The following is a 13,673-nucleotide window of genomic DNA, read 5'->3' as shown; positions in this document are numbered from 1 at the left end:
GGGAGTTCTTTGTGTTAGATTTTATTCAATCCGGTGGTTTTTTTATGTGGCCTTTATTGGCTTGCTCTATTTTAACTCTAGCCATTGTTATCGAGCGATTTTGGACTTTAAGACGTTCAAAAATTACGCCTCAGGGAATGTTGAATAATATTCTTATGATGTTGCGTGAAGATAAGCTTAACCGTGAAAATATTCGCAAACTTCAGCTAAGTATGGGGATGGGGTCAATTTTTGCTGCGGGTATTTTAAACTCTAAATACGGTCGCAATATCATGAAAGAAAGTATTCAAGAAGCTGCAAGTCATGTGATTCATGAACTTGAGCGTTTTATGAATACCCTAGGTACTATTGCTGCTATTTCTCCTTTGCTAGGTTTGCTTGGTACCGTAGTGGGCATGATTAAGGTGTTTGCAGTATTAATGGAGCAGGGGGTTGGTGACACAGCGTTGCTCGCAGGTGGCATATCTGAGGCTCTACTAACAACGGCAGCAGGCCTTGGTGTCGCCATCCCAGCATTGATATTTCACCGATTTTTTGCCCGACGAATAGATGAACTCGTGGTGACGATGGAACAGCAATCGACAAAATTGATTGAAGTCATTCATGGTGATCGTGATGCAGTAGCGGCAGGAGGCAAGCGTTGAAATTCAGACGTCAAAAAATTGATGAGGTTAATATTAACTTAACGCCCTTGATTGACGTTGTTTTCCTGCTACTTATCTTTTTTATGGTAACAACAACCTTCAAGCAAACGGATGAGTTAACCATTGAGCTGCCTAGTGCTCAAGCGACCCAAATATCAGACTCTGAGAAGAATAAAATTGAAATTCTCATTACTGCTGATGGGCAATATAGTCTCAATGGTAGGACCTTGATAAACGAGAAGGCGGATACTTTAAAGCAGGGTATTCTTGAAGTTTCTGAAGGGGATACAGAAAGGCCTCTAATTATTACTGCGGATGCTAAGGCTTCATACGAATTGGTGTTGAGAATTTATGATGCGGCTGCTCAGCTTGGGTTTGCTAAGCTTGCTCATACCACAGCAAGAGAAACGCAAGAGTGAGTTTAGAGTCCCTTTTTAATCGTGCTTGGTACGGTAAGAGTAAATGGACTCATGTTTTCATGCCCCTTCAACCTCTTGTGTCATACCTTGTCAATAAAAAACGAGAAAACCACCTTGCTAAACAAAGTAGCACACCACAAATAGCCTTACCCGTTATTGTGGTTGGTAATATCAGTGTCGGTGGTACGGGTAAATCACCCATGGTGATTGCGTTAGTCAAGGTCTTGAAAACAGCAGGTTATCATCCAGGGATAGTCTCTCGCGGTTATGGCGTATCGGCGAAAGTGCCTATTAAGGTAACTGCGTCATCTTCTGCAAGTGAATGCGGTGATGAACCCGTTATGCTAGCTAAAAGGGCTTCATGCTCAGTAGTCATTTGTCAGGATAGATTGGCTGCAGCTCAGGTATTGGTAAATGATCAAGAGGTAGACCTTATAATTAGCGATGATGGCATGCAGCATTATGGGATGGATAGGGATATTGAATTCTTAATGCTGGATGGAAAAAGGGGGCTAGGCAATGGATATTTATTGCCTGTTGGCCCATTAAGAGAGCCTGTGTCCAGATTGTTAGAAGTCGATTTTGTTGCCAGTGTGGTTGCCAGTAATGATGAGCAGGCTCTGTTAAAGGAAAAAGACGGGTTAAAGGCATTGTTTAAAGGGTATAAAGACTTTAGTCATGGTTCAAAAGTGATAGATAAGCTGATTACTTTACCCCTACAAGCAACGGGTCTTATTAACGTTAAAACAGGTGAAAAAGGCTCGTTAGATTTGCTAAAAAGCTTTGTTTCGTGTCAACTTGTTGCAGGAATCGGTAATCCAGAGCGTTTTTTGAACACCTTGCTCGATGCGGGATTAGCGCAAGGTTACTCTACCCATTGGTATAATGATCATCATCAATTTACAGAGGCTGATATCCACTCTCATTTTCCTGTGATTATGACGGAAAAAGATGCGGTTAAATGTAAAGACCTTAATCTTGTTAATGAGAATGTTTGGTACTTGCCTGTTGAGGTGAGTATTCCGCCGTCTTGTGTTGAATCTCTACTGAATAAATTAAGGGCAATAGCCGTTAAAAAATCCTTAGGAAAATAAATAAATGAAAAAAGCATTATTAGATATCTTAGTTTGTCCTGTTACCAAAACGCCTCTAACCATGAATCAAGAAGGTACTGAACTGATTAGTAAAGTGGGTGGTATGGCGTATCCTATTCGTGATGGTATTCCTGTATTGCTTGAAACAGAAGCGCGAACCTTGACCAGTGAAGAGCGTCTTGATGACAGCAAAAAATAGCAAAAACACATCAATTAAAGTTTTATGTGTTTGTTTGGGGAATATTTGTCGTTCCCCAGCTGCTCAAGGTGTTCTTGAGTTTGATGCTAGGCGCCGAGCGTTAATGATGCAAGTAGACTCGGCTGGTACGGCCGCTTACCATCTTGGTAAGTCTCCTGATCCGCGTTCAATTGCTGCTTTATCTAAGCATCAAATTGATATTAGTGGGCAGCAAGCGAGGCAAGTACAGCTAACGGATTTTGATGAGTATGATTGGGTTTTGGCTATGGATAAGTCAAATTTAAATAATTTAATGAAAATCTGTCCATCTAACTTGCAGTCAAAGCTTGTGCTCTTCTCTCAATTCTCCGGTGGAGATGAAGATGTAAAAGACCCCTATTATGGTGCTGATGAAGGCTTTGATAAAATGTTTGAGCATCTAAAAAGTTTATCTGAATTCTTCCTCGATCATATTGAATCTCAACGCTTATAAGGTTTTATTAATAGAATGTTGACTTTATCAAAGCCTAATTTTATCCAAGAAAGTGTGCCTCTTAAACCTCATAATAGTTTTCGCTTTCAAGCAACTGCTGGTTATTTTGCCATTATTGATAGGCTTGAAAGCCTTGAGTTAGCACTTAAGTGGGCGAATTCAAATAATATTTCAATCACTATGTTAGGTGAGGGTAGCAACCTTTTGATAACCGGTGATATTGATGGTTTGGTTCTGATTAATCGCTTGCAGGGAATTGAAATTGAAGAGGTTGGTGATCAGGTTCAACTCAAGGTGTCTGCGGGTGAAAATTGGCATCAATTGGTCTCTTTTACAGTGGAAAAAGGCCTTGCTGGTATTGAAAATTTAGCCTTAATACCTGGCTCAGTAGGGGCATCACCTGTACAAAATATTGGTGCTTATGGTGTTGAGGTAAAAGATGTTCTAGTCAGTGTTCAGGTAATGGATAGACAAGATGCAAGCTTGTCTTGGATTGAGGCAAAAGATTGTGGTTTTGCCTATCGCGATAGTCATTTTAAAGGGGCTTGGTCTGAGCGCTATTTTATTACAGCGGTTTGTTTAGCCTTGTCTCGTCAGCATGAGTTGAAGTTATCTTATGGTGGCTTGGCTAAAGGTTTGCCTAATGACCCAAGTTTGCAGCAGGTGTTTGACGAGGTGTGTGCAGTGCGTGCTGCGAAATTGCCAGACCCTAAAGTTATAGGAAATGCGGGTAGCTTTTTTAAGAATCCTATCGTCAGCAATAATCTTTACCAGAAAATTTTAGATGAGCATCCTGATGTAGTGGCATTTTCAATAGATGACTCAAACTGGAAATTAGCGGCAGCTTGGTTAATTGATAAAGCGGGCTGGAAGGGTTTTAGTCGGGATGGGGTTGGTGTCTATGAAAAGCAGGCTTTATGTTTAGTCAATCATGGTGCAGATCAAGCCGAGTGCTTACTGCGCCTTGAGCGTGATTTAAAATCTGATATCAAACTAAAATTTGGTGTGATTCTAGAGCGAGAACCAGTGCAATTGGGCTGTTTACCAAGCTTTTAGTATGTCAGAAATTAAAGTGGATAGTGGTGTTCGACCTAAAATAGGCATTTTAGATTCGGGTGCGGGTGGATTAACTGTTTTAGCTGCGCTGATAAAATCTAATAAAGCCTATGATTACTACTATTTTGCTGATGATGCTTTTGCTCCCTATGGAAGCTTGTCGATTGATAAAATACAGCAAAGAGTCCTGTCTATATGTGACTTCTTAATTGATAAAGGGGTCACTAGCCTAGTGATTGCCTGCAATACTGCCACCCTTGAAGTGATTCATCTTGTTAGATCTTGCCCTAAGGTAATTGAAAAAAATATTCTCATCGTAGGGATCGAGCCTGCAATCAAGCCAGCAAGTCTATTGGATTATCAAGGGGTCGTATGTGTTTTGGCAACCCCTATAACTTGCCAAAGCAACCGCCTTCAGGCGCTAATTAATCATGCCTCTTTAAATCGTGTTTCTCAATCTAGTCGCTATCATTGTATCGCTAGTGAAGTGCTAGCAAATGCTATCGATGCACTGCCTGGTAGCGGAAGTCGTGTGGATCTTGAGTTGCAGCGTATTAGAGCCATTATGGCTGAACTGGACTCACGTATACTGGTTTTGGCTTGTACACACTATCCATTAATTAAATCCATGTTTGAAGGTTTATTTGACTATCCTGTTCAAATTCTAGAGCCCAGTGATGCAGTTGCTAGAAGGGTAATAGACTGCTTGCCAAGCATGCATCTAGGTGGACATGAGTCCTTGTCTGTTAGTCTTTATTCCAGTGGTGACAATCAAATGGAAAGTCGTTTGTGTACTTGGTTGGCTGTATTGCTTGGAGAGTCTTTATATCAAAGACTAAGTCTTGCAGGTGAGTCACATCTGACGCTTGATTGAGGTAATCATCTTGTTGGCTAGGTTGCGGATAAGATGATTACCTTAATGGGTTTGTCTAAATGAAGGTTTAGTTGTTGATGTTTTCGAGGGCTTTCTCAAGCGCTTCTTTACGTGAATCAACAAAAGCCCCTTTTGGCAACAAAGAGGGTACACCTAGTTTTTCTAAACGATCAATTGCTTGGCCATTTGGACAGAAGATATATACCTGACAATCAGATTCAACCGCATCTTTAATGGCATTTTCAAGGGCAAGCCCGACGGTTAGGTCGATCATGGGGACTGCGCTTAAATCTAATACCATGGCTTGATATTCTTTGACCGTATTGTGATGTTTTGCGATGGTCTTGCTGACCCCAAAAATCATTGGGCCGGATAAATAGAAGAATAAAATTTTGCCATCTGCTTGATCCAGCAATGCGGTTTCATCTTCGGTTAGAGGGGTGTCATCATCAGCATCACTAATGGCTTTGATATTGCCGGATTGTAAGCGACTGAGCTTTTCTATTGTTAAGATGTTGGCGATAAATATGCCGATACCAACGGCGACCATTAAATCGACGAATACGGTTAGCAACATTACCCCATACATTATTATGGTGGGTGACCATGCAACTTTGTGCGCTCTTTGTAAAAAACTCCAATCTAGAATGTTAATGCCCACATACAGTGCGATACCAGCTAAGACTGCCATGGGAATAGGTGCAGTAAGATTGGCAGCCCACATAACAACAAGAAAAAGAATAAATGCCCTTACCATGCCTGATACGGGTGATCTTGCCCCTGATTGCACGTTAACAACAGTGCCCATGGTTGCGCCTGCACCGGGCAGCCCACCTAAAAATCCTGAGATAAGGTTGGCGATGCCTTGTCCTACTAGTTCTTTATTAGAGTCATGTTCTTTACGCGTCAAGCTATCTGCTATCACTGCGGTTAAAAGGGTGTCGATACAGCCTAGTGTGCCAAGTACTAAGGCATTGATGAACATATTGCCCATCATATCAAAGGTGAAGGTTGGCCAGTGTAGGCTGGGTAGGCCAGATGGGATCTCGCCAATACGTCGAATGCTGTCTTGATCAAAAATAATAATAGAAAGTAGGGTGATACTGACAAGGGCAAGTAATTGAGGGGGAATGTACTGTTTCCATGCTTTGGGCATGTAATATAAAACCGCCAGTGTCATTAACCCTAGAAATAATTCACCAAAATCCATGTTCATAACAAGGTCTGGCAGTGCTGAAAGTGTGCCAGGAACACCGCCCGCTGGGCTTGTTTGCCCTAAAAAGGGGGCTATTTGTAATATGATTAATATAATGCCGATACCAGACATAAAGCCTGAAATGACACTATAAGGCATTAGAGTAATGTATTTCCCTAATTTTAATTTGCCCAATGTGATCTGAAAAAGGCCAGCTAGCATGACGACAGTAAATGCCATAGCAAGCCCTTGTTCTGGGTGGGAGGCCATCATAGTCGTAAGGACAGCGGTCATAACGACTGTCATAGGGCCAGTAGGCTCAGAAATAAGGGATGTGGAGCCGCCAAATATCGAAGCAAAAAAGCCCACTAAAATTGCGCCCCAAAGGCCTGTTTCTGCCCCTGCACCGGATGCGACACCAAAAGCAAGGGCGAGTGGTAAGGAGACAATGGCCGTCGTTAATCCACCAAAAAGGTCGCCAACGAAATGAAAATCTTTAAATCGAGAATCACCAAAAAACATAGATAATCCAGTAACAGGTTAAAACGTATAAATTTTTATTATAAAACAATGTAATAGCTAATATATAGTGTCGCTTATATTAAATAAAAGGGCCTAATTGTGGAGTTTTTTTAATTTAGTTCACGTTAACGCTTTTCTTTTTTGAATGCAAAAGAGCCCGCAAAAAGCGGGCTCTTTTAACCTTAAGAATAAACTATTCTGAAAGGTTAGCTGTCTCAGCGGTTGTGCTAGGTGCTGATTCTTGCTTAGCTGCTCGTGGGTCATTTTTTACACGAGATTCGCTGCGTGAGCGGCGTGGTTTGGCTTCTGCATTGCGCTTAGCTCTTTCAGCTTTCTGTTTTTCTTGCTGGTCGATCACAGCTTGAGGTAATTCAACCGCCGCTTTTGGTGCTTCGGCTTTAATTGTTGGCTTACCGCGAGCGCGTCTTGGAGCACGTTTCTTAGCAGATGTTGTGTCTGTCGATTCAGCGACTTCAGCTTCAGTAACTGCTACAGCTTCAGGAGTCGCTTTTTCTGTGACTGCTTCAGCTTCTTCAGCTTTAGCTTTAGCTTCAGGAGCGGCTTCTTCAACTTTAGCTTCAGGAGCGGCTTCAACTTTAGCTTTAGGTGCTGCTTCAACTTTAGCTTTAGGTGCTGCTTCAACTTTAGCTTCAGGAGCTTCTTCCACTTTAGCTTCAGGAGCTTCTTCCACTTTAACTTCAGGAGCGGCTTCTTCAACTTTAGCTTCAGGTGTTGCTTCAACTTCAACTTCAACTTTAGCTTCAGGAGCGGCTTCTTCAACTTTAACTTCAGGAGCGGCTTCTTCAACTTTAGTTTCAGGTGTTGCTTCAACTTTAACTTCAGAAACAGCTTCTTCAACTTTAGCTTCAGGAGCAGTATCTGGTAAAGCTTCGGTTTTTGCTTCAGCTGTCACTTCAGGAGCAGTTTCTGGTGTTGCTACCGTTTCAACTTTAGCTTCTGTTTCAACTTTAGCTTCCACTCTAGGCTCTGCTTTAACTTCTGTTACGGCAGTGGCGGTCGCTTCTGTTGTTTGCACTTCTTCTTTGGCTTGGTCACGATTGCGGTTCTGGCCGCCACGACGGGTACGACGGCTAGGGTTGCGTTTTTCACGAACGGCTTCGCCATTTTCTTGCGTTGGTTTATTGGCTTTTTCAGCTGCAGCGGCTTCTTCAGAGGCCTGTTGTTGTGCTTTTGCGGCTAATGCTTCTTCGTTCGCTTTGTTTGCTTCATCTTTTAGTTTGCCATTGCGACGTTTGTTTTGGTTGCGTTCGCGTTTGCGTTCTTTCACTTCAGGAATAACTTTTTCTTTACGTTGAGGGCGCTGTTGCTTGCTTTGCGTCTCATCGTTGTTGTTCTTGTTTTCCTGTTGTTGGTTGCGGCTAGGCTTACGGTTATTGGTTTTAGCCTCTGCTTGCTCGCGACGTGACTTACGTGTAGAGCGAGAGTCCTTGCTTTCAACTTCTTCCGTATGAACTTGTTTCACATTACGGTTGTTGCCACGGGTGTTGCGATTTTTCGTGTTTCTGTTGTTACGAGGATTAGTCTTCTTAGTGCTAGGTTTGTTCTCGGTTTGCTTCTCTTCTTTGTTTTCTTCAACACCAAAAATGGCATTTAGAATACGTTTGAAGAAACCAACAGGCTGTGCTTTTTTGCTAACAGGTTTAATGTCAGAAGGTGCAGGAGCAGGTGCTGCTGGAGCGATGCTTGTTACCGCTGCCTTTTGGCGTGTTTCTTGGTCTGTCTGGCGTGGCTCGTAAGGAGGTTGCTCAGGTGTTTCAACCAAGGTGTAACTGTTTTCGTTTTGTACAACTGAAGAGCTATCGTCACGAATACGTTCTACTTCAAAGTGCGGTGTTTCCATGTGTGGATTTGGCACTAGGATAATGTGAACATGATTACGCTTTTCAATTTTAGCAATGTTTGTGCGCTTCTCGTTTAATAAGAAGGTGGCAACTGAAACAGGTAGGACAGCACGAATTTGAGCGGTTCTTTCTTTCGCGCACTCTTCTTCGATTAAGCGAAGGACAGATAATGCAAGTGATTCAACGTCACGGATGAAGCCTTGGCCTGTACAGCGAGGGCACACAATGCCACTGGTTTCGCCAAGAGAAGGACGTAAGCGTTGGCGAGACATTTCAAGAAGGCCAAAGCGTGAAATACGACCAAGCTGAACGCGAGCGCGGTCTGCCTCTAGGGCATCTTTCATGCGATTTTCAACTTCTTTTTGGTTGCGAACCGGGGTCATGTCAATAAAGTCAATGACTACTAAACCACCGATATCACGTAAACGCAGTTGGCGCGCTATTTCATCGGCTGCTTCAAGGTTGGTTTGAAGTGCTGTTTCTTCAATGTCGCCACCTTTTGTTGCGCGAGCCGAGTTAATGTCTATAGAAACAAGGGCTTCAGTCGGATCGATAACGATTGAGCCACCTGAAGGTAGGCGAACTTCACGCTGAAAGGCTGTTTCAATTTGGCTTTCAATCTGGAAGCGATTAAAAAGTGGTGTTTGATCTGTATATTGTTTGATGCGAGATTTGAAATGCGGCATTACCTGCATTACAAAGTTCATAGCGTCTTGATAAACAGACTTCTCATCAATCAGCACTTCACCAATGTCTTCACGTAAGTAATCGCGAATGGCGCGAATGACGATGTTACTTTCTTGGTAGATTAGGAAAGGGGCTGGCTTTTCAGAAGCCGCGCCTGTGATTGAGTTCCAAAGAGTATTGAGGTAATCCAAATCCCATTGTAGCTCTTCTGTGCTTCTGCCAACACCTGCAGTACGAACAATTAAGCCGCCATTGTCAGGCATGTTAAGGCCAGACATTGCTTCTTTTAATTGGGTTCTGTCGTCACCGTCAATGCGACGAGAAATGCCGCCAGCACGAGGGTTGTTAGGCATAAGAACAAGGTAGCGGCCTGCTAAACTAACAAAGGTTGTTAATGCTGCGCCTTTGTTGCCACGTTCTTCTTTGTCTACCTGAACGACAACTTCTTGGCCTTCTGATAAAACATCTTTGATGTTTATGCGACCATCACCATGATTCGGTTTTTTAGAGAAGTATGTTTTTGAGATTTCTTTGAGTGGTAAGAAACCGTGACGGTCAGCACCGTAATCAACAAAAGCAGCTTCTAAGCTCGGCTCGATACGAGTGATACGGCCTTTGTAGATGTTTGCTTTAGTTTGTTCGCGAGAACCGGATTCAATATCAAGATCGTACAGACGTTGGCCATCAACTAAGGCCACGCGCAACTCTTCTTGTTGAGTTGCGTTAATTAGCATTCTTATCATTTATTAAAACTCTGCATTGCTGAGTTAGAAAGCCAATTCTAAGTGCAGTACTATGTCGTGGTTGTTTTAAAACCCATATTTTGTTGATCTTCTTCGTTGCTCAATTAGGCGCTTAGAGTGTGCTTGTTACGTCCATTTACCGCATACATATTCACGGGCTCATCTGGAGCGATTCTGTGCATTCATTGCCGTCATTACTAACAAAATCAATACTTATCAATGTTCATTGTGCATATTGAGCACAAGACCTGTTGATAAGTGTAAAAAATAGACAGTTTCTACACTTAAAAAAGGAAATTTCCAATTCAAGTGGTTAAATTATTTAAGCTTATCTTTTACAGAGGTAAGATATAAACTGAAGTTTCGCTTCAGTTGGGGCTCTTTTGGGGTTCTTTTTTAACTTCGAGGCGTTTTGTTTGCCTCTTACCCTCTGCGCATGTGAATATATCAGTAAAAACTAAGTGCTTCAATTATAAAGGAAACCATTCTTCAGTTATGTCGAATACGAAGAGTAATGAAAATGACCGCCCTAAGGTTAAAATAAACACAATCGATGAGAATAATCACGATCAACGCATTGATAATTATTTGATGGCGCAATTAAAAGGTGTGCCAAAAGGGCGCATCTACAACCTGTTAAGAAAAGGTGAAATACGTGTTAATAAAAAGCGCGTAAAGCCAGATACTCGCATCTATAGTGGCGACATTGTTCGCATTGCGCCGATTGTTGTTGAGCCACCAAAAGAAGCCTCACCTGTACCTCATAAGCTGATGCAATTAATTGAATCTCGAATTGTTTATGAAGATGCAGGTTTGATGGTGGTGAACAAACCTTCTGGTTTAGCTGTGCATGGTGGCAGTGGTTTAAATTTTGGTTTAGTTGAAGTTGTTCGTCAGCTAAGAAGCAAAGAAAAAAGCATTGAACTTGTTCACCGATTAGATCGTGATACTTCAGGTTTAATTATGATTTCAAAAAAACGCTCTGTACTTAAACAGTTACATGCTGCCTTAAGAGAAAAAGAGGGCGTACAAAAAACATATCAAGCATTAGTCTATGGGTCTTGGCCTAAGCGTAAGCAACAAGTGAATGCTCCTTTATTGAAGAATGAACTTAAATCCGGTGAGCGTATTGTGAAAGTGCATACGGAAGGTAAAGAGAGTTTGACTCGTTTTAAACTTTTGCGACAGTTTGAAGGTTATAGTTTGGTTGAGTGTGAACCTGTGACAGGTCGGACCCACCAAATAAGAGTGCACACCTTGCATGCAGGTTACCCAATCGTAGGCGATGATAAGTATTCTCCATCAGAGCAAAATAAAGAAGCTAAAGGGTTAGGGTTTAAACGTTTATGTCTGCATGCAGCTAAGTTAGATATTATGCTTAATGATCAGCGAATTTTAGTTGAGGTGCCGATTGATGATGAGTGGCGTAATGCGATGAATCAAAATTTGACGGGTATTTATTGATCTTGTCTTATTAAATGAGCATTAATAAAGCCGCCACACATCACATGTGGCGGCTTTATTGTTGGTAAGTCGCTTTATGACTTTGGAATCATAATGCTGGCTTCGCCTTTAATGACAACTTTGTCATCACATAAGCATTCTGTTTTAAGGGTGACACGGCGGCGGCGTTCATCTTTCTCCAGCACTGTGATGCGTGTTACCACTTCTGCGCCGACAAAAACGGGGGCGCGAAACTTAAGTGATTGCTCTAAATAAATGCTGCCTGGCCCAGGCAGATTAGATGCGATAGCCGCAGAAATCAGGCCAGCACCTAGCATACCGTGTGCGATAGGTTTTTCGAATTGAGTGGTGGCAGCAAAAGCTTCGTCTAGGTGGACAGGGTTATGATCACCGGTTAAATCTGCAAATGCTTGAACATCTTCTGCTGAAACAATTTTAGTCACTTCAACACTTTGGCCCAGAGTGATCTCTTCTAAAGTATAACCTTTTGTCATATTAGCTCCATGGTGACAATGCCCCTAATAAAGGGAGGGTAGTATGTTTGCCTGAAATTCTAGCTGAAATAAGGAGGTAAGTGGATATTTTAAGCCGGTTAATTGTTTCGCCATTGGTAAAAACTTAGAAAACGGTGATCTGGATTTTGATTGTGGCACTTAGGTGCTTAAAATAGAGTGTATCCAATTTGAACTTGATATTTTTAGTTTAAACCGCATATTCAGTAATGAATTGGATATTTTAAATTGCGGTAAATTAGAACAAGGTAGCATTAGGTCATGGCTTGGACAGAAGATGAAGATAAAAAAGCGCAATCTCAGGGTGTTGAGTCTGAAAGTCAGGCTCAAAGCGCTATCACATCTGTAGATAATGGTGAAATGCAGGATGAGCAGAAACAGCAAAGATTAAATTCACCTGTATCAAGTGAGGAATCTGAGCAAAGTCAAAAGCTTTGGGGGTTGTTAGAGTCCACATTAAAAGAAAACCTAATAGAAAAACGACGGGCAAGGCGTTGGAAGATTTTCTTTAGAGGGCTCAGTTTTGCCCTCATTATAAGTGTGATTGCGCTGGTGATGAGTGATGCTGATATTGCAGAAATGGATACCAGTTCAAACTATGTCGCTGTCATTCCGATGGAAGGTCAAATTGGGGCGGGACAACCAATCGATGCAAATGTGGTTTTGCCGCTGATTGATGATGCCTATGCAAAGCCAGGTATTCAGGCGTTGGTGCTAAAAATGAATAGTCCAGGTGGGAGTCCTGTTCATTCTGGTATTATTTATGACGCGATTAAGTTAAAGCGTCAGCAATATCCAGATGTGCCAACCTATGTCGTGGTTGAAGATCTAGCAGCATCGGGGGGATATTATATTGCATCTGCTGCCGATACTATCTTAGTTGATAAGGCAAGCTTAGTCGGTTCTATCGGTGTTATCTCGGCGGGTTTTGAAGCGACTGAATTGCTTAAAAAAATTGGGGTTGAACGCCGTGTCTTTACGGCAGGTGAAAATAAAGCCTTCTTAGATCCTTTTATGCCAATGGCACCTGCTTCTGTTAAAAAGTGGCAAGCGGTATTGGATGAGACCCATAAACAATTTATCTCTGCTGTAAAAGAAGGACGAGGTGAGCGTTTAACCGATTCGCCTGATTTGTTCTCTGGTGCGGTTTTCTCCGGTTCTCAGGCGGTTGAGTTAGGTTTGGTTGATGGGCTTTCTAGCTTTTATCAATTAGTGAATGGTGAGTACAAAGGGCTTGATGTGCTGTATTTCAGAGAAGATAAGCAACCTTGGGAAGAGGTGGTAAAATCTTTTGGGGTGAGCGTAACAAATACCTTATTGGAATCAATGCGTCTTCGTTAATAAAGAAAAACGCTCGGGGGTTATGTTGTTGCCCCGAGTGTTTTTATCTGTCAGAGTGTTTTTTGATACAAATTCTGCCTTGTTGCTGCCTTTTTATACGCTAAGTGGATTCACGCCTAACTCTCTTAGTCCTTTACACAGAGAAATTAAAGGTAAGCCAATTAACCCGTTCGGGTCATCACCTTCCATTTTTTCAAACAAGGCGACGCCTAAACCTTCGCATTTAAAGCTACCTGCACAATTAAGTGGTTGCTCAAGTTCGATGTAACGAATAATTTCAGCCTCACTCAGTGTTCTAAAATAAACACAATAATGACTGATCGAAGAAAATGTGTGCCCATTAGAGGTATCGGTCAAATGTAGGCTGGTAATAAACTCCACTTTTTGACCGCTAAATAAACTCAGCTGATGCACTGCCTTATCATGTGTTAAAGGTTTGCCGAGTATCTGATCGCTTAAGCAAGCGACTTGATCTGAAGTGATGATGATACTGTTGTGAGTATCTGTATTTTGATTAATGATTGCTTGGGCTTTCTCTTTTGCAAGACGTGCTACAAGTTGAATTGGGCTTTCATTAGGCTGGGATGTT

At 42.0% G+C, this 13,673-nt stretch carries 13 protein-coding genes; 9 read left to right on the top strand and 4 right to left on the bottom strand.

The features are described 5' to 3' along the window. The first annotated feature begins 11 nt into the window (after positions 1-11). From MED121_RS00185 to MED121_RS00155, 7 genes are read left to right on the top strand one after another with little or no spacing between them, the layout of a single operon-like run. Positions 12-644: a MotA/TolQ/ExbB proton channel family protein gene (locus MED121_RS00185; RefSeq protein WP_009831543.1), complete on the top strand. Its 633-nt coding sequence runs from the start codon at positions 12-14 to the stop codon at positions 642-644. Next, a complete protein-coding gene (locus MED121_RS00180; RefSeq protein ID WP_009831542.1) occupies positions 641-1,063 on the top strand; it encodes a biopolymer transporter ExbD in 423 nt (140 codons plus the stop codon). The genes MED121_RS00185 and MED121_RS00180 overlap by 4 nt, the downstream gene beginning before the upstream one ends. Next, the gene (lpxK, locus tag MED121_RS00175; RefSeq protein ID WP_036178383.1) at positions 1,060-2,157 is read left to right on the top strand and encodes a tetraacyldisaccharide 4'-kinase; all 1,098 of its coding nucleotides are present in this window, start codon (positions 1,060-1,062) and stop codon (positions 2,155-2,157) included. Before MED121_RS00180 ends, lpxK begins: the two co-directional genes overlap by 4 nt. Positions 2,158-2,161: 4 nt before the next feature. After that, the gene (locus tag MED121_RS00170) at positions 2,162-2,356 is read left to right on the top strand and encodes a Trm112 family protein (protein WP_009831540.1); all 195 of its coding nucleotides are present in this window, start codon (positions 2,162-2,164) and stop codon (positions 2,354-2,356) included. After that, a complete protein-coding gene (locus MED121_RS00165; protein WP_009831539.1) occupies positions 2,340-2,828 on the top strand; it encodes a low molecular weight protein-tyrosine-phosphatase in 489 nt (162 codons plus the stop codon). The genes MED121_RS00170 and MED121_RS00165 overlap by 17 nt, the downstream gene beginning before the upstream one ends. 15 nt (positions 2,829-2,843) lie before the next feature. Further along, the gene (murB, locus tag MED121_RS00160; protein WP_009831538.1) at positions 2,844-3,884 is read left to right on the top strand and encodes a UDP-N-acetylmuramate dehydrogenase; all 1,041 of its coding nucleotides are present in this window, start codon (positions 2,844-2,846) and stop codon (positions 3,882-3,884) included. 1 nt (position 3,885) lies between these two features. Further along, positions 3,886-4,758 (top strand): aspartate/glutamate racemase family protein, encoded by an 873-nt coding sequence (locus MED121_RS00155; RefSeq protein ID WP_009831537.1) that lies wholly within the window; start codon positions 3,886-3,888, stop codon positions 4,756-4,758. A gap of 67 nt (positions 4,759-4,825) precedes the next feature. Here MED121_RS00155 and MED121_RS00150 read toward each other — a convergent pair whose 3' ends face one another. Both MED121_RS00150 and rne read right to left on the bottom strand, forming a co-directional pair. Continuing rightward, complete coding sequence (locus MED121_RS00150; RefSeq protein WP_009831536.1) at positions 4,826-6,475, bottom strand: SulP family inorganic anion transporter; 1,650 nt, start codon at positions 6,473-6,475, stop codon at positions 4,826-4,828. Positions 6,476-6,668: 193 nt separating this feature from the next. After that, entirely contained in the window at positions 6,669-9,758 is a 3,090-nt protein-coding gene (gene rne / locus MED121_RS00145) for a ribonuclease E (RefSeq protein ID WP_009831535.1), read from the bottom strand. A gap of 504 nt (positions 9,759-10,262) precedes the next feature. On the opposite strand from rne, the gene MED121_RS00140 reads away from it, so the two are divergent. Beyond that, positions 10,263-11,231, top strand: a complete 969-nt coding sequence (locus MED121_RS00140; RefSeq protein ID WP_009831534.1) for an RluA family pseudouridine synthase — start codon at positions 10,263-10,265, stop codon at positions 11,229-11,231. A 74-nt stretch (positions 11,232-11,305) separates the two neighbouring features. Here the strand turns inward: MED121_RS00140 and MED121_RS00135 are convergent, their stop codons facing one another. Next, entirely contained in the window at positions 11,306-11,725 is a 420-nt protein-coding gene (locus tag MED121_RS00135) for a MaoC family dehydratase (RefSeq protein WP_009831533.1), read from the bottom strand. Between the two features lie 279 nt (positions 11,726-12,004). Between MED121_RS00135 and MED121_RS00130 the strand changes: the two genes are divergently transcribed. After that, positions 12,005-13,084 carry a S49 family peptidase gene (locus MED121_RS00130; RefSeq protein WP_009831532.1) on the top strand — a complete coding sequence of 360 codons (1,080 nt, stop codon included), beginning with the start codon at positions 12,005-12,007 and terminating at the stop codon, positions 13,082-13,084. A 93-nt stretch (positions 13,085-13,177) separates the two neighbouring features. On the opposite strand, the gene MED121_RS00125 is transcribed toward MED121_RS00130, so the two are convergent. Continuing rightward, positions 13,178-13,673, bottom strand: a 496-nt coding sequence (locus MED121_RS00125; RefSeq protein ID WP_009831531.1) for a Maf family nucleotide pyrophosphatase, incomplete at its 5' end; no start/stop codon positions are given.

This window comes from Marinomonas sp. MED121 (assembly GCF_000153025.1).
Classification (GTDB): domain Bacteria; phylum Pseudomonadota; class Gammaproteobacteria; order Pseudomonadales; family Marinomonadaceae; genus Marinomonas.
The sequence above is the reverse complement of the archived record's forward strand: the minus strand, read 5'-3'. Positions and strand labels throughout refer to the sequence as shown.